10 protein-coding genes are annotated in these 20,130 nt (G+C 71.7%); all 10 read left to right on the top strand.

What is annotated here, in order from left to right:
- Window positions 1-26: 26 nt before the first annotated feature.
- The 10 genes from catA (at window position 27) to AMK34_RS04380 (ending at window position 20,119) form a co-directional block, all read left to right on the top strand.
- Window positions 27-878: a catechol 1,2-dioxygenase gene (gene catA, locus AMK34_RS04425; protein WP_073843088.1), complete on the top strand. Its 852-nt coding sequence runs from the start codon at window positions 27-29 to the stop codon at window positions 876-878.
- A 26-nt stretch (window positions 879-904) separates the two neighbouring features.
- The gene (catC, locus tag AMK34_RS04420) at window positions 905-1,186 is read left to right on the top strand and encodes a muconolactone Delta-isomerase (protein ID WP_037337899.1); all 282 of its coding nucleotides are present in this window, start codon (window positions 905-907) and stop codon (window positions 1,184-1,186) included.
- Between the two features lie 89 nt (window positions 1,187-1,275).
- Window positions 1,276-3,714: an ATP-binding protein gene (locus tag AMK34_RS04415; RefSeq protein ID WP_073843086.1), complete on the top strand. Its 2,439-nt coding sequence runs from the start codon at window positions 1,276-1,278 to the stop codon at window positions 3,712-3,714.
- A gap of 315 nt (window positions 3,715-4,029) precedes the next feature.
- Window positions 4,030-9,015, top strand: a complete 4,986-nt coding sequence (locus AMK34_RS04410; RefSeq protein WP_073843084.1) for a non-ribosomal peptide synthetase — start codon at window positions 4,030-4,032, stop codon at window positions 9,013-9,015.
- Window positions 9,012-15,845, top strand: a complete 6,834-nt coding sequence (locus AMK34_RS04405) for a non-ribosomal peptide synthetase/MFS transporter (protein WP_083649736.1) — start codon at window positions 9,012-9,014, stop codon at window positions 15,843-15,845. The genes AMK34_RS04410 and AMK34_RS04405 overlap by 4 nt, the downstream gene beginning before the upstream one ends.
- A complete protein-coding gene (locus tag AMK34_RS04400) occupies window positions 15,842-16,786 on the top strand; it encodes a threonine ammonia-lyase (RefSeq protein WP_073843082.1) in 945 nt (314 codons plus the stop codon). The genes AMK34_RS04405 and AMK34_RS04400 overlap by 4 nt, the downstream gene beginning before the upstream one ends.
- Window positions 16,773-17,768 carry a 2,3-diaminopropionate biosynthesis protein SbnA gene (gene sbnA, locus AMK34_RS04395; protein ID WP_038513562.1) on the top strand — a complete coding sequence of 332 codons (996 nt, stop codon included), beginning with the start codon at window positions 16,773-16,775 and terminating at the stop codon, window positions 17,766-17,768. Before AMK34_RS04400 ends, sbnA begins: the two co-directional genes overlap by 14 nt.
- 11 nt (window positions 17,769-17,779) lie before the next feature.
- Window positions 17,780-18,706, top strand: a complete 927-nt coding sequence (locus AMK34_RS04390; protein WP_073843080.1) for an ornithine carbamoyltransferase — start codon at window positions 17,780-17,782, stop codon at window positions 18,704-18,706.
- Window positions 18,703-19,740 (top strand): ornithine cyclodeaminase family protein, encoded by a 1,038-nt coding sequence (locus AMK34_RS04385; protein ID WP_073843078.1) that lies wholly within the window; start codon window positions 18,703-18,705, stop codon window positions 19,738-19,740. Before AMK34_RS04390 ends, AMK34_RS04385 begins: the two co-directional genes overlap by 4 nt.
- Before the next feature lie 16 nt (window positions 19,741-19,756).
- Window positions 19,757-20,119: a YrdB family protein gene (locus AMK34_RS04380; RefSeq protein WP_073843076.1), complete on the top strand. Its 363-nt coding sequence runs from the start codon at window positions 19,757-19,759 to the stop codon at window positions 20,117-20,119.
- Window positions 20,120-20,130 lie beyond the last annotated feature (11 nt).

Below are 20,130 nucleotides of genomic sequence, written 5' to 3'. Positions count from 1 at the left end.
GCCCCACCACGAATCAAGGAGGATTCATGACCGCCATCCACGAGACGGCCACCGCGGCCGCGTCCGGCGCCAACGCGACCGAACGGTTCAAGAGCGACAAGTTCGCCGGGGTCGCCGGAACGCCCAAGGAGCGGGTCAGCCTGCTGGCTCGCGAGGTGCTGGAGGCCGTGCACGGCACGATCCGGAAGCACAAGGTCACCTACGACGAGTACAACGCGCTCAAAGCGTGGCTGATCAGCGTGGGCGAGGACGGCGAGTGGCCGCTGTTCCTCGATGTGTGGGTGGAGCACGTCGTCGAAGAGGTCGCGACCGAGCACCGTGAGGGCAACAAGGGCACCATCGAAGGCCCGTACTACGTGCCCGACGCGCCCGAGCAGGGAGCCCGCGGTTCGGTCCCGATGCGTGAGGACGAGTCCGGTACGCCACTCGTCTGGACCGGCCGGGTCACCTCGACCGACGGATCCGCGCTGGCGGGCGCGAAGGTCGAGCTGTGGCACGCCGACGCCGACGGCTTCTACTCCCAGTTCGCGCCGAACATCCCGGAGTGGAACCTGCGCGCGAGCTTCACCGCCGATGACGGCGGCCGGTTCGAGATCCACACCGTGCGTCCCGCCCCGTATCAGATCCCGACCGACGGCGCCTGCGGCAAGCTCATCGCCGCGGCGGGCTGGCACGCGTGGCGTCCGGCGCATCTGCACGTCAAGGTTTCCGCGCCCGGCCACGAACTGCTCACCGCGCAGCTGTACTTCCCCGGCGACGAGCACAACGACGACGACATCGCTTCGGCGGTCAAACCGGAACTGGTGCTGGACCCGCGTCCGTCGGGCGACGGCGAGGCCATCGAGTACGGCTTCGTCCTCGACCCCGAACGTTCCTGACCCGAATGTCCTTTTTGGAGTGATCGATGCTTTACCACGTTCGCATGGACGTTCGCCTTCCGCCGGACCTCGATCCGGCGGAACGGACCGACATCATCGCGCGAGAAAAGGCGTACAGCCAGCGCCTGCAACGCGAAGGGAAGTGGCCGCAGATCTGGCGGATCGCGGGCGAATACGCGAACTTCTCGATCCTCGACGTCGCGGATCACGACGAGCTGCATACGCTTTTGTCCGGTTTGCCGTTGTTTCCCTATATGGACATCGAAGTCACACCCTTGGCGGCGCATCCGTCGAAAGTCACGGGCTGACGGTGCCGGACCGGCTGCGGACGGTCACGCGGCGGCCGGATCGGCCCGTTTTCCCCTGTCCCGCAGTGAAAGCGGACTAGCCTGCCGCAGTGGACGGTCAGCCTGGGACGAACCTGCTCGGAGAATTGCGGCGTGTGGCCGGACTGACGCAGGAGGAGCTGGCGGAACGCACGGGGCTGACGGTGCGCGGGATCAGCAACATCGAACGCGGCCGCGTCGCCCGGCCGCGGCGGCGGTCGCTGGAGGCCCTGGCTCGCGGGCTGGGGCTGCGGAACGACCAGATCGCCGGATTCGTGCGGCATTATCTGCCGGACGCCGACCCCGCTCCGCGGCCGGCCAGTCCGCCTCCTTCGGCTTCCGTGCCCGCCCAACTGCCGTCCGGCAGCACGTCGTTCACCGGACGGCGTGACGAGCTCGCGATGCTCGACGACCTCGCCGCCCACCGTGACCGGGCCGTGGTCGTCACCGTCCTCGAAGGCATGGGCGGGGTGGGCAAGACGTCGCTGGCCGTGCACTGGGCGCAGTCGGTCCGCGCGGAGTTCCCGGACGGTCAGCTGTTCGCGAACCTGCGCGGCTACGGCCCGGGCGCGCCTGCCGACCCGGCCGAGGTGCTGCATTCGTTCCTGCGCGCGTTCGGCGTGCCGGGTGCGGAGGTGCCGACGGACCTCGACGGCCGTTCGGCATTGCTGCGCAGCGTGCTGGCCACGCGTTCGGTGCTCGTCGTCCTCGACAACGCGCGGTCGGCGGACCAGGTCCGGCCGCTGCTGCCCGGGCACGCCGGCTGCGTCGTGGTCGTGACGACCCGCTCGACGTTGCAGGGGCTGGCGGTCAGCGACGACGCGCACCGGGTCACCGTGCCGCCGCTCGACGAACACGAGTCGGTCGCGCTGCTCGGCCGGTTCACCGGCAAGGCCCGGCTCGGCGCCGACGAGACCGCGCTGGCCGAGGTCGTGTCCGGCTGCAGCGGGCTGCCGCTCGCGCTGCGGATCGTCGGCGAACGGCTGGCGCACGACCGCGGCCTGGCGGAGGTGGCCGCGGCGATGCGGTCGACGAGCGACCGGCTCGACGCGTTCACCACCGAGGAGGCGAGGACGTCGCTTCCGGCGGTGCTGTCGTGGTCGTACGAAGCACTGCCCGGCGACGTCGCGAGTGCGTTGCGGCTGCTGGGTCTGCACCCCGGGCAGCACTGGGACGCGACCGCCGCGGAGGTGTTGCTGGACGCCGACGCGGCCGAGACGCGGCGGCTGCTGCGGGCGCTGGTGGCGGGGCATCTCCTGGAGCACCGCGTGGACGGGCGTCACGAATTCCACGACCTGGTCCGCGACTACGCGCGCAGCCTCGCCGACCGTCGGCGGCCGGCCGCGATGCGCCGTCTCGCCGGGCATTACCTGTCCGGCGCGGCCGCCGCCGCGGACGCGATCGCGGCGAGGGACCCGAACCGGCGACCACTCCTGACCCCGGAGGTCGGCGTCCGGACGTTCGAGGGTTCCGAGGAGGCGGCTTCCTGGCTGGCGACCGAACTGCCCACGCTGCTCGCGATCGCCGAGGAGTCCGCGGGCGCGGGCGGCACCGCGTACGCCCGCGACCTGTCCACCGTGCTGTGGCAGGCGCTGCGGCTCCACGGCCACTACGACGCCTTGCACACACTGCACGGCTTCGCGCTCGCCGAGGCACGACGGGCTGGGGACCCGTTCGGCGAACAGCAGGCGTTGACCGACGTGGCCGCCATCTGCGCCCGCGTCGGCCGATACGACGAAGCCGTCGAGCGCCTCACCGCCTGCCTCGAAGTACCGGGCAGCCGGACGGCGACCGCCCGCGCGCTCACCACGTTGGGCACGGTGTACGCCCAACTGGGCCGGTACCCGGAAGCGGCCCAGCACCTCCGGGAGGCCGTTGAACTGGCCCGCGAGGTCGGCGACACGCTCAACGAAGGCCGGGCTTACGGCAATCTCGGGTTCGTCCACGAGCATTTGGGAGAGCTGGATGCCGCGCTGGGGAGCTATCAGCGGGGATTGGACATCGCGGAGCGGATCGGCGACAACGCCGCCGTCGCGATCTCCTTGCACAACCTCGGCGACGTCTACCGTGCGCTCGGCCGCTACGAGGAGGCTCGCGAGCACCTCGACCGGTCGCTGATCGTGAGCCGTGCGGCGGGTCACCGCGAGGCCGAGGGCTACGCGCTCGTGTATCTCGGGCTGGTGCACCTGCACCTCGGCGACCCGGTGACCGGGCGCGAGTACGAGGAGAAGGCCCTCGAAATCGCCGCCGCGACCGGTATCCGCCCGCTGGAAACACTGGCGCACAACGGCTTGGGCGACAACGCCCGGGCAGGCGGCGACCGTGCGGCGGCTTTGGCGCACTACCTGCGTGCCCGCGACGTCGCCCAGCTGACCAGCGAGCAGCACGAGGAAGCGCGGGCGCTGGACGGCATCGCGGCGACCTACGAAGACGCCGGCGAGACCGAAAAGGCCCGTCCGTACCGCCATCGCGCACGGGCCCTGTACGACGCCATGGGCATCTCGGGCTGAGCAATAAGCGATCACACGTGATCAGAAAGCGCACACGCGTGATTGGAAGCGGAACTCGCGTGATTGGGCGGCGAACACGATGATCGCCGCCCAATCACGCATGATCGCCGTCTAATCACGTGTGATCGTCGTTCAAGCACGCTGCTCGATCGCGGTCCGTGTGCCCGCGGTTCCGGTTGGTGAGCGCGGTTCGCCGACCGGAACTTCCGGCGTCGAAGTTCCGGTCGGTTGTTCATGGACCGTGCCGGTCCGGCCCCAGTTGAATCGGCCGAGGTCCACTTCGGACCGACTGGGGCGTAAAGGAGTTCGGCGGAGTTGCGGGCAGAACTGGGCAGGGCCGGCCGGGTACACGAGGCGTTCGAGGACCAGGCGGGCCGGACCCCGCACCGCGTGGCGGTCGTCGCCGGAGACCGGCGGACGACCTACCGGGAGCTGGACGAGGCCGCGAACGCCGTGGCGCACGCGCTGCTGGAACGCGGGATGTCGTGCGGCGCCCTGGTCGGCGTGCGCCTGCGTCGCGGACAGTGGCTGGTGCCGGTGCTGCTCGGGGTACTGAAGGCCGGTTGCGCGTACGTGCCGCTCGACCCGGCCGCCCCGCGTGCGGCGGTCGCCGAGATCGTCGAGGACTCCGGGCTGCGGCTGGTCGTGGTGGACGAACCCGGCGCGGACGAACCGGCACCGGTGCTCGCCGTCGCGGACATCGACGTCACGCGCACCACGTCCCCCGGCGTCACCGGCGCGGGTTCGGACCTCGCCTACGTGATCTACACGTCCGGCTCGACCGGACGGCCCAAGGGCGTCGAAGTCGAACACCGCAACGTGCTCGCGTTGCTGCGCTGGGCGGCCGCCACCTACTCCGACGACGAACTGCGGGGCGTGCTCGGCGCCGCCTCGGTGTGTTTCGACGCGTCGGTCGCGGAGTTGTTCCCGCCGTTGGTCACCGGCGGCAGCCTCGTCCTCGCCGAGAACCTGCTGGCGCTGCCGGGTCTTCGCGACGAAGTCACGTTCGTGCAAGGCGTCCCGTCGGTGCTCGCCGTCCTGACCCGCACACCGCTCCCGCCTTCGGTGCGGACCGTCGCCATCGCCGGCGAACCGCTGAGCCGCGCGCTCGTCGACCGGATCCACCGCAACGACGGCGTCCGGCGGATCGTCAACTGCTACGGCCCGACCGAGGCCACCGTCAACTGTTCGTCCTACGAGGTCGGCCGCGACGAACGGACCGACCCGCCGATCGGGATCCCGCTGCCCGGCGCGGAATTCTCCGTACGCGACCGGGACGGCCGTCCACTCGGTGACGGCGAAACCGGCGAGCTGTGGGTCAGCGGCGCGCTCGTGACCCGGGGTTACCTCGGACGGCCCGAGCTCACCGCGAGCAAGTACGTGACCGAGAACGGCGTCCGGTACTACCGCACCGGTGATCTCGTCCGGCGGCAGGACGGCGTCCACCACTTCGCGGGCCGTGTCGACGATCAGGTGAAGGTCCGCGGGTTCCGGGTCGAACCCGGCCAGGTTCAGGCGGTGCTGCTGACCCATCCGGCGGTCGGCAACGCGGTCGTGCTCGCCCCGGCCGACGAATCCGGGGAACGACGGCTGATCGGGTTCGCCGAACCGGACGGCGACCGGCCGACCGAAGCCGCGCTGCTCGCCTGGCTGCGCGCACGACTGCCCGGACACCTCGTCCCTTCCCGGATCGCCGTACTCGACGCGATCCCGCTCGGCACCACCGGAAAGGCCGACCGGGCGGCTTTGGCGGCCTGGGTGTTCGATCGCGACGCCTCGGCCGAGTTCGTCGCTCCGCGCACCGACACCGAACGGTTGGTCGCCGAAGCCGTCACGGCGGCCTTCGGGCTGACGGACATCGGCGTGCACGACCGGTTCACCGACTCCGGCGGTCACTCGCTCGCCGCGGCGCGAGCGGTGGCGCGGCTGCGCGAAACGACCCACCGAATGATCAGCCTGGAGGACTTCCTCACCGACGGCACGGTGGCCACCGTCGCGCGGCGGCTCGACGAAGCCCCGGTCGTCGAACCGGCGGCGGAACCGGTCAGCGACCCGCGCCGCGAGGTCTTCCCGCTCACCCACACGCAACGCGACCTGTGGACCCTCGCCCAGCTCAGCCCGACGGGCACCGCCACGACGGCCGCCTGGCGCCTGCGTCACCATGGCCAGTTTTCACGCGAGGCGATCCAGAGCGCGGCGGACGCGCTGGTGGCCCGGCACCACGCACTGCGCGGCACCGTCCAGGATCACGACGGCGAGCCGGTGCTCGTCATCGGTCCCCCGGCCCGGGTTCCTCTCGACGTCCTCCAGGCAGGCGAGGGATCGGCCGCGGCACGGCACGCGTTCGATCTGCGCACCGAAACGCCGTTGCTGCGGATCACGGCGCTCCGGGTCGCCGACGAAGTCACCGAGCTGATCGTCGTTTCCGACCACATCGCCACCGACGGTGTCTCGATCGGCGAGCTCATGACCGGTCTGGCGGGTGCGGACGCGCCGGAGCCGGGGGCGCAGATCGGCGACGTCGCCCTCCGCGAACAGGCACTCGAGCGGGACGACCGGCTGACGCGGTACTGGGCGGCCGAACTGGCCGGAGCGGTCCCGCCCGACGCGCTCTTCGACCGGCCCGCCCCCGGAACACAGCGGTTCCTCGGCGAGCGGGTGACCGTTCCCCTGCCCGAAACCCTGCGCGCGGCGGTGGACCGGCTCGCCTCGGCCTCCGGGGTCACGCCCTTCGCGGTCTACCTGTCCGCACTGGGTGTGCTGACCGGTTCGCTGGTGAACGGCTCGGACGTCCTCCTCGGGACGGCCGCGGCGCGGCGGGATTCCGCCGATCTCGCCCATACGGTCGGCCCGCTGGTGGACGTGCTTCCCGTCCGGCTGCGCCCGGATCCGGCCGGTTCGTTCCGCGACCTGCTGCGCACCGCCATGACGACCACCGTGCGGGCCATCGACCACCGCGGCCTGTCGTCGGGCGAGCTCACCGAACTCTGGGGCGGCGACCGTCCGGCGGGGATGCCGCTCGCCCCGGTGTCGCTTTCGGTGCAGCCCGCCGGGCTGCCGGTGTCGGTCCACGGGCCGGGCACCCGGCTGGACCTGCTCGGCGAACTGCCCACCGGCGGCAGCCACGCCCCGCTGACGGTCTTCGTGAACGAGCACGTCGATGGTGGTGAGCTGATCCTCGAGCACGATCCGGCGCTGCTCTCTCCCGCCCGTGCGCAGTGGTTCACCCGGTCTCTGTTGCACATCCTGCGGTCCGCACTGTCCACTCCGGACGCCGAATTGTCTACTTTGGACCTGATCGGCGACGAAGAACGCGCGAAGCTCACGGAATGGGGCACCGGCGCCCCGCTACCGCCGTCCGAAGCGATCAGCGTCCCGGACGCGGTCCTGCGCCACGCCGCACGCGTCCCGGACGCGCTCGCGGTGTCGACGCTGACCTATCGCGAGCTGGTCGCGCGTGCCGACCGGGTCGCCCGCGCCCTGGTCGCGGCGGGCGTCCGGCGAGGGGACGCGGTCGGGGTGTGCCTGCCCCGCGACGAACTGCTCCCCGCGATGCTGCTGGCCGTATGGCGGGCAGGCGCCGGGTATCTGCCGCTGGACCCCGACCTGCCACCCGCCCGGCTCGCCCAGCTCGTCACCGAGGCGGGTGTGAACGTCGTCCTCACGCGCGGCAGCACGCGCGACATCGCCTTGCCTGGCACGGTGCTCGACGCCGATTCGGTCCCTGACGCCGAGGCGGAGCTGGTCGTGCCGAGCGGTGACTCGCTGGCCTACGTGCTCTACACGTCCGGCTCGACCGGGCGGCCGAAGGGCGTCGAGGTGACGCACGCGAACCTGCACGCCTTCGTCCAGTCTCGTCAGGTGTCGCACGGCATGGCGCCGGGCGACACCATGGCGGCGATCGCGCCCTTGGCGTTCGACGTCTCCGTCGAAGAACTGTGGTGGCCGCTCGCCTCGGGCGCGCGGTGTGTGATCGCCGACCGCGACCAGGCTGTCGACGGCCACCAACTCGCCCGGTGGATCGCAGAAAACGGCGTCACCATCGCGGATTTGACGCCGACGAGCCTGCGGATGCTGCTCGCGGCGGACTGGCCGGGCGACCCGTCCTTGCGGCTGCTGCTCGGCGGTGAGGCACTCGATCCCGACCTCGCCGCACGGGTGTTGCCGCTGGTGAGCGAGCTGTGGAACGGGTACGGCCCGACGGAGGCGACAGTCGCGGCGACCGCGCACCGGGTCACGCCCGGCGACACCTGGGTGCCGATCGGCGAACCGACGCCCGGCGCCCGCCTGTCCGTACGCGACGTCGGCGGCAGGCCTGTCCCGGCAGGCGCGATCGGCGAGCTGTGGATCGGTGGGAGCGGCGTCGCGCGCGGCTACCGCGGGCACCCGGAGCCTGCCGCGTTCGTCACCGAGGAGGACGGCCGCTGGTACCGGACGGGCGACCTCGTCCGGTGGCGGCCGGAGGGCACGCTGGAGTTCCTCGGTCGCGCCGACGACCAGGTGAAGGTGCGCGGCAACCGCTTCGAGCTCGGCGAGATCGAGGCCGCCCTGCGGTCACTGTCCGATGTGGACGACGCGGCGGTCGCGGTGATCGCGGACGGCGTCGACGCCCACCTGGCCGGCTACCTCACGCCGGCGTCGGCCGACCCGTCGGCCGCCCAGCGACACGTCGGACGGCTGCTGCCGGGATACATGGTGCCGAGCCGCTGGCTGACGCTCGACGCGCTTCCGTTGCTGCCCAACGGGAAGCTCGACCGGCGCGGGTTGCCTCCGGTGCCGTCCGCCACGACCGCCGCGGCGGCCCCGCTCTCAGCGGACGAGGAAGTGGTCGCCGAGGTCTGGCGATCCTGCCTGGACGTCGGCGAGATCGGCCCGGACAGCGATTTCTTCGCCCTCGGCGGCCGGTCCCTGGCGGCGACGCGGGTGGTGGGGACGCTGCGTGAGCGGGCGGTCCACCGGGTCACCGTGCGGACGCTGTTCGACCACCCGGTGCTGTCGGACTTCACCGCCCAGCTGGGCGGCCTGCGCGCGGAACCGGCGGGTCCGGTCGAAGAACTGGTGGCGGTCGTCTGGGCCCAGACACTGGGCCACGACCGGGTCGGCGCGCTGGACGACTTCCCGTCACTCGGCGGCGATCCGGCGAAGGCCGCCCAGGTGGCGGACCGCCTGTCGGCGGCGCTCGGTTTCCCGATCCCGGCGGGGAGCGTGCTGGAGCACCCGGTCTTGCGCGAGTTCGCCAAGGCACTGAACGCCATGGCCATGACGGCCCTCGAATCCGTGCCCACGGGCGGCACGGCATGACCATCGACCAAAGGCACCACATGACCGCGGCACCGCACCTTTCCAGCCTTCTCGCGCAGCGCGCCGCAGCCGCCTTGCGCGGCGACACCACTGAGCGCCCCACGCCGCTCTCCCCCGCGCAAGCCCGGCTGTGGTTCCTCGCCCGCTTCGAACCCGACGGGCACGCCTACAACATCCCCGTCACCCTCGAACTCACCGGACCCGTCGACACCACGGCGCTTCTCGCCGCCGTCCGGGACGTCGCACGGCGGCACGTCGTCCTCCGCAGTCTCCATCGGGAGATCGACGGCGAACCCCGCGCCGTTCCCCGGTCCGCCGACGAGATCCCTGTGTCCACTGTGGACGTCCTCGGCACGGGAACCGACCGGCCTTTCGCGCTCGCCGACGAGCCGCCCATGCGGGCCACGCTCTTCCCGGCCGCGGAAGACCGTCACCTGCTGGAACTGACCTTCCACCACATCGCCATGGACGCCGCCTCGGTCGACGTCGTGCTCGAAGATCTCGCCGCCTGCTATGCCGCCCGGCTCGGCCTCCGTAACGCACCTGAACCGCCGGACCGCCAGTACGCGGACTTCACGCCTCCCCTGCCGCATGAGGACGATCTGGCCTGGTGGTGTCGGCAGCTCGCGGGGACGGGGGTGCTGGAACTGCCCGTCGACCGGCCGCGTCCCGTCGTCGCCTCCGGCGAAGGCGCCGAGGTGCCCGTCGAGATCCCGCAGGGGCTCACCGACCGGATCCAGGACGTCGCCAGGGAGACCGGCTGCACGCCCTTCGCCGTCCTTCTCGCCTGCTGGCAGGCACTGCTCGGACGTCTCGCGGGCACGGACGACGTCGCGGTCGGTGTCCCGGAATCGGGACGACGGCAGCCCGGATCGGAACGGGTCGTCGGCTGTTTCGTCGACACCCTCGTGCTGCGCACGGATCTCTCCGGCGTCACCACCGGCCGCACCCTGCTCGCCGCCGTCCGCGACACCGTGCTCGACGCCTTCTCGCACCCGGACGTGCCCTTCGAGCGCATCGTCGAACGGCTCGCGCCCAAGCGGAGCCTCGACGCCTCACCGATCTTCCAGGTCATGCTCAACGTCCTCGACGACCCGCCGGGCACGCCCGAGTGGCCCGGGCTCGACGCTCGGGTGCTCCCGGCGCCGGTGCGCGGCGTCAAGTTCGATCTGAATCTCGCACTGTCCCGAGTGGACGGTGCCTACCGCGGCGGTCTGTCCTTCCGCACGGACCTGTTCGATCCCGGCACGGCCGAACGGATCACCCGGTGGTTCGTCGCGCTCCTCGACGGCGTCACCGCCGACCTCGACCGGCCGGTCGCCGCAGTCCCCCTCGAAACGGTGACCGGCCCCGTTCTCGCCGGGCCCGCGCCGGAGACCACCGAATACCCGCCGGTGCACGTGCTCATCGAGCGGACCGTCGACCGCGTCCCGGACGCGGTCGCGGTGGTCGGCGGGACCGGTTCGCTGACCTACCGGCAGCTCGACGAGCGGGCCAACCGGCTCGCGCACCGGCTGCGTGAACTGGGCGTGCGCGCTGACGAGCCGGTCGGGATGTTGCTGGAGCAGGGCACCGATGTCGCGGTCGCGGTGCTGGGCATCATGAAAGCGGGTGGCGCGTATCTGCCGATGGACACCACCTACCCGCCGTCGCGTGTGGCGGCCATCCTCGCCACCGCGAAGGCCCGGATCCTGCTCGCCGAACCCGGCCTCGACATCACCGTTCCCGATGTCACCGTCCTGACCATCGACGACGCCGTCGCCGCCCAGCCCAGCACCAGGCCGGACGTCCCGGTCGCGGGGCACGACCTGATCCACGTCATCTTCACGTCCGGTTCGACCGGCGCTCCTAAGGGTGTCGCGGTCGAGCACCGCAACGTCGCGCACTACCTGTCGGGCATGCTGCCCCGGCTCGGCGACGTGGCGGGCGCGTCGTTCGCCGTGGTCTCCACCCCGGCGGCCGACTTCGGCCTCACCTGCGTCTATGGCGCGCTGACCACCGGCGGCACGGTGCATCTGGTCGAGCGGGACACCGCGATGGACCCGGAATCCTTCGCCCGCTACCTGGCCGGGCATCCGGTCGACGTGCTCAAATGCGTGCCCAGTCACCTGGAACTCCTTGCCCGGCATGGGGATCTGGCCTCGGTGCTGCCGCGTGCGTTGCTCATCCTGGCGGGCGAGGCCTGCCCGTGGTCGCTGGTCGAACGTGCCGAAGCGGCCCGTCCGGGGCTGCGGGTGCAGAGCCACTACGGGCACACCGAAAGCACGATGATCTCGATGACGTGCGACGTGGCGACCGTCCCACCGCACGAACGCACCGGATACGTACCGCTCGGCACCCCGCTGCCCGGCGTGGTCGGCTACCTCGTCGACCGCACCGGTGCGGTGGTGCCGCCCGGGATGACCGGCGAGCTGGTGATCGGCGGACCGCAGATCACGCGGGGCTATCTCGGCGACGACACCCAGACCGCCGACAGGTTCAGGCCGGATCCGCTCGGCGCGGGGGTCCGGTGCTTCCGCAGCGGGGATCTGCTGCGTGTGCGCGCCGACGGCACTGTGCAGTTCGGTGGCCGGGCCGACGACCAGGTGAAGGTGCGCGGCCACCGGGTCGAGCTGGGTGAGGTCACCGCGGCGCTGCGGGACGTCGACGGAGTGGCCGAGGCCGTCGTGCTGCCGGTCGGTGACGGCCTCGACCGGCGTCTGGCCGCGTGGCTCGTCGGGCCGGGGCTCGACGTGGCGACCGTGCGCCGGACACTGCGCGAACGCCTGCCGGACTACATGGTGCCCGCCTCGCTGACCGTGCTGGAACGCTTGCCGCTCAACGCCAACGGCAAGATCGACCGCGCCGCGCTCCCTCAGGCCTCCGCGCCCGCCCCGGCGGTGCGCCGCCCGATCGCCACCCCGGCGGAACGGCTGGTCGCCCGCGTCTGGACGGAGGTCCTCGACCGGTCCGACGTCGGCGCGGACGACGACTTCTTCGCCGTGGGCGGCCATTCGTTCGCCGCGGTCCGGGTCGCCGGACGGCTCGGCGAGGCGCTGCTCCGGGAGGTGTCGGTGCGGACGCTGTTCGAGTATCCGGTGCTCGCGGATCTGGCCGCGGTGCTGGAGGCCGACACCGGCGGGGTGTCCGGCGGCGCGCCGATCCCCGTGCGCCCCGATCCCGAGGCGCCTGCTCCGCTGTCTTCCGCGCAGGCCCGGCTGTGGTTCCTCGATCTGCTGGAGCCCGGATCCGCCTACAACAGGGACATCGTGCTGCGCCTGCGCGGCGAACTGGACACCGACGCCCTGGCCCGCGCGGTGCGCGAGGTCGCGGCCAGGCATGTGGTGCTGCGCAGCGTGATCGAAGACCGCGACGGCACCCCGATGGCCGTTCCGCTGCCCCCGGACGTGATCGAACTGTCCATTGTGGATACGGATGACGCCATGGCCGCGTATCAGGCCGAGGTGGAACGGCCCTTCGCGCTCGACCGTGAGCCACCATGGCGGGCGAAGCTGTTCCGTGTCGCCGAGGACGACCACGTCCTGGCGATCACCATCCACCACATCGCCACCGACAACTGGTCACGGGGCATCATCGGCACCGACCTCGCGGCCGCCTACAGCGGCCGGGTACAGAACCCGGTTCCCGTGCAGTACGCGGATTACGCGGTCTGGCAGGCCACGCGGCAACGTCCGGAAGACCTCGACTGGTGGTGCGAGCGCCTCGCCGGGCTTCCGCCCCTGCTCACCCTGCCCACCGACCGGCCCCGGCCGCCGGTGGCCGCCTGGTCCGGCGGGCACGTCCGCTACACGCTGCCCGCCGGTCTCACCGCGACGCTCCGCCGTGTCGCCGGCGAGACGGGCACGACCCCGTTCATGGTGCTGCTCGCCGGCTGGCAGGTCCTGCTCGGCAGGCTCGCGGGCGCCGACGACGTCGCCATCGGCGTGCCGGAGGCCGGACGCCATCACTCGGGCGTCGAAGCCACTGTCGGCTGCTTCGTCAACACGCTCGTGCTCCGCACCGATCTGGGTGGCGACCCGACCGTGCGCGAACTCCTCGACCGGGTCCGGGAGACCGTGCTCGGCGCGTTCGCGCACGCGGAAACGCCATTGGAAGCGATCATCGAGCGGCTCAGACCGGACCGAACGATGTCCGCGACGCCGTTGTTCCAAGTGCTGCTCAACGTCCTCGACCAGCCCGCGCCGGAGCCGGTCATCCCCGGCCTCGACGTCACGCCGCTGCCCTCGGCCACCGAACGCGTGAAATTCGACCTCAGCATGGCGCTGGTCAACGTCGGCGACACCTACTCGGGCGAACTCGCCTACCGGACCGATCTCTTCGACTCCTCGACCGCAGAACGGATCGTCGCGGACTTCCAAGATCTGCTCGAAGTTCTTCTGTCCGATGTGGACTCCACGATCGGCATCACGGTCGTCCCCGGCGAAACGGCCGTCCCCGCCGCAGCGAAGCGAGGAGGCGGCGTCCCGGCGACACCGTCCGAACAGCGGGTCGCCCAGGTGTGGGCGCAGGTGCTCGAGGTGCCCGAGGTCGGCGTCGACGACGACTTCTTCGCGCTCGGCGGGCATTCGTTCACCGCGGTGCGCGCGGTGCGGTTGCTCGACGAGCGGTTGCGCGTCATCGACCTGTTCCTGCGCCCGACCGTCCGCGAACTGGCCGCCTACCTCGACGCGGGCGAGGAGACCGGCGGCATGCTCCACCGTCTTTCCCCGGCGCGGGCGGGCGCGGCGGAGGCGACATTGATCTGCGTGCCGTACGGCGGTGCCTCGGCCGCGGTGTTCCAGCCCCTGGCCAACGAGCTGGACGGCGTCGACGTCCGCGCGGTCGAACTGCCCGGCCACGACGTCGCCCGCCCGGACGAGGAGTTCGGCACGATCGACGAGATCGTGGCCGCCCTCGCGGACGAGATCAGCCGGACGGTCACCGGGCCCGTCGCGGTGTACGGGCATTGCGTCGGTTCGGCGGTCGCCACGGCGCTGGCCGCGCGGCTGGAGGCCGACGGCCGGACCGTCCTGGGCGTGGTCGTCGCGGGCAGCTTCCCGGCCGCCCGCCTGCCTGGCCGTCTTTCCGCCTGGCTGCAACGGAAGTTCCCGCGCGAGCGGTGGGTGTCCGACCGGCTCTACCGAGACACGCTCCGCGCGGGCGGCGGCCTCCTCGACGACATGGACGAGAAGGCGAGCACCGCGATGCTGCGGGGCCTGCGGCACGACGCCGCGCAGGCGCAGGCCTGGTTCGGCCGCGAACTCGGTACCGAGACCCGGCTGTCCGCGCCGATCCTGTGCGTGGTCGGAGCGAGCGATCCGGCGACCGAGCTGTATCGGGAACGCCACCGGGAGTGGGGTGCCTTCGCCGACCGCGTCGATCTCGCCGTCCTCCCGAAGGCGGGCCACTACTTCCTTCGCCACCAGGCTGCGGAGGTCGCCGGCATCTTGCGGACGCGGCTTACCCAGTGGGCCGCAGGGGAACTGCCGCCGCGGGTGAACGACGTCCCGGTGGCCGACGGCCGCCGCGGGTTGCGCGCGTTCTACACCGTCGCCGGTGGCCAGGCGATGTCGATGATCGGCAACGAACTCAGCTCGTTCGCACTCGGTGTCTGGGCCTACCAACGCAGCGGTCGGGTGTTCGACCTCGCGCTCGTGGTGCTCCTGGCCCGGCTGCCGAGCATGCTGCTGACCCCGGTCGGCGGCGCGCTGGCCGACCGGTTCGACCGCCGACGGATCATGCTGGCCTGCGATCTGGTGAGCGGGGCGGCGATGGTCGCGCTCGCCGTCCTCGTCGCGCTGGGGCGGCTGGACCTGCCGACGGTCTGCGTGATCGTCGGGGTGACGTCGCTGGCGTCGGCGTTCCACCGGCCCGCGTACCTCGCCGCGATCGCCCAGCTGGTGCCGAAGCCGTACCTGCCGCAGGCGAACGCGCTGGCCGATATCGGGATCGGGCTCGGTACCGTGCTCGGACCGATCCTCGGCGGTGTCCTCATGGGACTGTCCGGTCTCACCTCGGTCGTCGTGGTCGACGCCGCCACGTTCGCCGTCGGCGTGGTGACACTCCTGGCCGTGCGCTTCCCAGACCGGCTCTTTTTCACCCGCCAGGAGCCGTTCCGCAAGGCCCTCACCGGCGGCTTCCTGTTCGTGCTGCGTCGCAAACCCCTGTTGGCGATGGTCGGCTATTTCGCCGTGGTCAACTACTTCACCGCGCTGATGTGGGTGGTCATCACGCCGCTGGTGCTGTCGATCGGGAGTCCCGGCGAGCTCGGGTTCGTCAGCGCCGCCGGTGGTGTCGGTGCCGCGGTGGGAGCCGTGGTGGTGATCTGGTGGGGCGGAACGAAACGCCGCGCCACCGGGATGATCGGGTTCGTCATCGGCTCCGGTCTCGGGGTGCTGCTGATGGGGATCTGGCCGTCGGCTCTGGTCATCGCCGCGGGCCTGTTCATCCGGCTGGCCTGTATGAGCATCGGCAACGCGCACTGGCTGTCGATCATCCAGACGAAGGTGGGCCAGCATCTGCAGGGCCGGGTGCTCGCCATCAACGTCATGCTGGCCACGGCCATGTCGCCGCTCGGGTTCCTCACCGCCGGTGCGCTGTCCGACTGGTTCGGTCCGCTCGCCCGCGGGATCGGCGCGCTGGATCCGGTCACGGCCAACGATGCCCACGCCGGGGTCGCCGCGCTGATGGTGTTCTCCGGGATCGTCCTGGTCGTCTGGGGTGTGCTCGGGCTGCGGTACCGGCGGCTGCGGGACATCGAGGACCTCCTGCCGGACGCCGCCCCGCCCACCGAGGTCGACGCCGACCTCGACCGTGTCCAGGCGCTCGCCGACCGGGCGGTGGCCCGATGACGCGCCTGGTGACCGGGGACGACGTCGCGCGGGCGGCCGACCGGATCCGGTACTCCGTGCGCCGCACCCCCGTACTCGGGCCGGTCGACGGACTGTGGATCAAACCGGAGAACCGGCAGCGGACCGGTTCGTTCAAGGTCCGTGGCGCGCTCAACGCGGTCGACGGGTTGACGGGCCACGTGCTGGCCCAGTCGTCCGGCAATCACGGCCGCGCGGTCGCCTACGCCGCGGCCCGCCAAGGGGTGAAGGCCACGGTGGTGCTGCCCGAAACGGCGCCCGCGTTGAAGGTCGACGCGGTCCGCGCGCTCGGTGCCGAGGTGGTCGTCGTGCCACCGGGTGAACGGGAATCCGCGACGGCCGAACTGCTGGCCCGCACCGGTGCCACGCTGATCACGTCGGCCGATTTCGCGGTGATCGCCGGCCACGGCACGGTCGGCGCGGAGATCGTCACGGATCTGCCGGACGCGGGCACCGTCCTGGTCCCGGTCTGCAACGGCGGCCTGCTCGCGGGCGTCGCCGTCGCGGTCAAGGCGTACTCGCCGGGGACGCGGGTCGTCGGCGTGGAGCCCGAACTCGCCGCCGACGCGGCCGACTCGTTCCGCACCGGCCGCCTGGCGCGCTGGCCGGTCTCGCGGACCTACCGGACGATCGCCGACGGCTTGCGTGCCCCGGTGCTCGGCGAGCTGGCGTGGGAGCACGTCAAGACGCTCGTGGACGACGTCGTCACGGTCGACGAGGAGAGCATCGTCGCCGCGCAGGCGTTCTTGTTCGACCGGTTCGGCGTGGTCGCCGAGCCGAGCGGTGCGGTGGCGACCGCCGCCCATCTGACCGGGCGCGCCGGGTCGTCGGGAAGGGCGACGGTCGCCGTCGTCTCCGGCGGGAACGTCGCCGCGCCACCACTGGGGGCAAGGAGAGAGCAGGTGTCCGTTGAGCACGGCTGAAATCGGCGGTGTGCTCGCCACGATCGGGAACACTCCCTTGGTCGCCCTGGACCGGGTCGTCCCACTGGCGGGTTCCCGGGTGTTCGCGAAGCTGGAGAAGTTCAATCCCGGCGGCAGCGTGAAGGACCGGACCGCGCTGAACATGCTGCGCGGCGAGATCGGCTCCGGCAGGCTCGTGCCGGGCAGATCGGTGGTCGTCGAGTCCACGTCGGGCAATCTCGGCGTCGGCCTCGCCCAGATGTGCGCATATTTCGGGCTCGACCTGGTGTGTGTTGTCGACACCCGTACGACCGCGCAGACCCTCGCGCTGCTGCGGGCCTACGGCGCCACGGTCGAGGTCGTCACCGCCCCGCTGGACGGCGACCTGCTCGGCGCCCGGATCGCCCGGGTGCGGGAGCTCCTCGCGCTGCTGCCGGACGCGTTCTGGCCCGATCAGTACGCGAATCCGCTCAACCCGGCGGCGCACGAGCACACGATGCGCGAGATCGCGGACGCGCTCGACGGCCGCGTCGACTATCTGTTCTGCGCGGTCAGCACCGGCGGCACGATGCGCGGCTGCGCCGACCACATCCGGCGCGAAGGGCTGAGCACGAAACTGATCGCGGTCGACGCCGCGGGCAGCGCGATCTTCCACGTGCCGACGGAAGAACGCCGGATCCCGGGCCACGGCGCCGGACGGCGGCCGCCGCTGGTCGACACGTCCGCGGTGGCCGAGGTCGTGCACGTGACCGATCTCGAATGCGTGCGGGCCTGCCGGACGCTCGTCGCGCGCGAAGCCATCCTCGCGGGCGGTTCCTCCGGCGCGACCGTGGCCGCGCTCGCGAAGCTGCGCGACCGCATCCCGCCCGGCTCCCGGTGCGTGCTCGTCTTCCCCGACGACGGCAACCGCTATCTCGACACCATCTACTCCGACGCGTGGGTCCGCGGTCACTTCGGCGAAGTGCCTGACGTGACCGCCCGCGCCCTGGCCACCATCTCCTGAGGAGCCTTCCCTTGCGTCACCTCATCTCACTCGACGACCTGACCGACGACGACCTGCGCGCCATCGTCCGCCGTGCCGTCAGCCTGGCGGAACGGCCGCGCGCGACATACTCCACTTTGGACGGTGCGGTCGTCGGCATCCACTTCCGCAAGACCTCCACCCGCACGCGCACCGCGTTCTCCGCGGGCGCGCTGCGGCTGGGCGCCCGGATCATCGCGTACGGCCCGAACGATCTGCAGACCAACACCGGGGAGTCGATCGAGGACACCGGACGGGTGCTGTCGTCGATGCTGGACTTCCTGGTGGCGCGCACCGCGGCCGATCCGGCGGAGCTGCGGGCCATCGCGGCGCAGGACCGGATGGCGGTCGTCAACGCGATGAGCGCCGACGAGCATCCGACCCAGGCGCTGGCGGACCTGACGACGATCGTCCAGCGTTTCGGCCGCGTCGACGGCGTCCGCATGCTGTACGTCGGCGAGGGCAACAACACGGCGGCGGCCTTGGCGCTGGCGCTGAGCCGGTTCCCCGGCACCGAACTGCACCTTCGCACCCCGCCGGGCTACGGCGTCGACCCGGACGTCCTGGAGCGCGCGGGCAAGCACGCCGCCCGCCATGGTTCGTCCCTTGTGGAGCGACACGATGTCCACGATCTGCCCGGCGGCGTCGACATCGTCTACACCACCCGATGGCAGACCACGGGAACGGCCAAACCGGATCCCGATTGGCGCACGGTGTTCGCGCCGTTCCAGGTGACGGCGGACCTGTGGCGGACCAGCCCGGACGCGGTGTTCCTGCACGACCTGCCCGCGCACCGGGGCGAGGAGGTCACGGCCGACGTGCTCGACGGGCCGCGGTCCATCGCCTTCGCCCAGGCGGAGAACAAGCTGTACAGCGCGATGGCCGCGCTCGAGTGGTGTGGCGGAGAGGACCTGGCATGAGCTGGTTCGACGTGGCCGACAGCGGCCTGTCCGGTGCGGGCGAGGTGACGATGCTGTCCCGCGAAGAGGTCCGAAAATGCCTGACGAACCTCGACCCGGTCGACGTCGTCCGCGAAACCCTGGCCGACCACGACCGCGGCGTCGGTCTCCTGCCCGCCGAGGCGTACTTGCGCTGGGAGAACTCGCAAGGCGCCTACACCCGGTCGATCGGGATGCCGGGCGCGGTGCGGTCGTCGTACGGCATGAAGATCATCAACGCCAGCGTGTCGAACCCCGCCCGCGGGCTGGAACGCGCGGGCGGGATCGGCCTGTGCTTCGACGCGGAGACCGCCCGTATCACCACGATCCTGGAGGCCGGTCTGCTGAGCGCGGTCCGGACGGCGGCGGTGAGCGCGGTGGGGGTGGACGCGCTCGGGTACGGCGGCGCGGTTTCGCTGGCCGTCGTCGGATGCGGCGCGCAGGGCCGGATGCACGCGGCGCTGCTCACCGAACGGCTGCCGTCAGTGCGGAAGATCATGCTGTACGACCGGTCCCCGGAGGCCGCGCGGGCCTTGGCCGCCACCCTGCCGGGGATTTCGGCGCAGGTCTGCCCGACCGCGCGGGAAGCGGTGTCCGCGGCCGAGATCGCCGTGTTCACGACCACGATGGACGTGGGTTACGTCGAGCCGGACTGGGCGTCGCCGAGCGCGTTGCTGATCAACGTCTCCCTCGGCGACCTGACGGACGCGGCGTTCCGCGACGCGGCGGCGGTGTACGTCGACGACGTGGACCTGGTCGCCGACAACCCGCGCCGGCCGCTGGGCCGCCTGATGGCGGAAGGCATGTTCGGACGCCCCGGTTCCGCCGGGTCCGCACGTCCCCTCGACGGCACGCTGGGCGGGATCCTCACGGGACGGCACAGCGCGGACGGGGTCGCGTCGCCGTACGTGGTGCTGAACCCGTTCGGCATGGGAGTCCTCGATGTCGCGCTGTACGCGGCGGTCTCCGCGAAGGCCCGGGAGGAGGGGCTCGGTACCGTTGTCCACCTCGGCTGAGCACACAGGGGAAGCCATGAGCGAGCAGCTGTCCGAACCACTCCACGGTGTGCGCGGTGCCGCGCTGATCGTGCGGTTCCTCCTCGAACTCGCCATGCTGACCGGTGCGGCGGTCGTCGCCTGGCGGCTGGGGCCGGACGGATGGCGGTGGGTGGCCGTGGTCCTCGCTCCGCTCGCCGTCGCGGTGTTCTGGGGACTGTTCCTCGCCGAGAAGGCACGCGTCGTGCTGGCAGAGTCGATCCGGTTCGTCCTGGAAACGGCGCTGTTCCTCGGCGTCGGGGCCGGGTTGATCGCCGTCGGGCTGACCTGGCCCGGCGTCATCGGCGTCGCGTTGTGGGCCGCCGACCGGATTGTCCTCGCCGTGACCAAGAACGAGTGAACAGGAGCGGG

Source organism: Amycolatopsis sp. CB00013, from assembly GCF_001905755.1.
GTDB lineage: Bacteria > Actinomycetota > Actinomycetes > Mycobacteriales > Pseudonocardiaceae > Amycolatopsis > Amycolatopsis japonica.
The sequence above is the reverse complement of the archived record's forward strand: the minus strand, read 5'-3'. Positions and strand labels throughout refer to the sequence as shown.

Excerpts from the sequence above, each read along its gene's own strand:
- catC (WP_037337899.1), top strand. The coding sequence starts at position 905 with ATGCTTTACCACGTTCGCATGGACGTTCGCCTTCCGCCGGACCTCGAT.
- catA (WP_073843088.1), top strand. The coding sequence starts at position 27 with ATGACCGCCATCCACGAGACGGCCACCGCGGCCGCGTCCGGCGCCAAC.
- AMK34_RS04400 (WP_073843082.1), top strand. The coding sequence starts at position 15,842 with ATGACGCGCCTGGTGACCGGGGACGACGTCGCGCGGGCGGCCGACCGG.
- AMK34_RS04380 (WP_073843076.1), top strand. The coding sequence starts at position 19,757 with ATGAGCGAGCAGCTGTCCGAACCACTCCACGGTGTGCGCGGTGCCGCG.
- AMK34_RS04385 (WP_073843078.1), top strand. The coding sequence starts at position 18,703 with ATGAGCTGGTTCGACGTGGCCGACAGCGGCCTGTCCGGTGCGGGCGAG.
- AMK34_RS04405 (WP_083649736.1), top strand. The coding sequence starts at position 9,012 with ATGACCATCGACCAAAGGCACCACATGACCGCGGCACCGCACCTTTCC.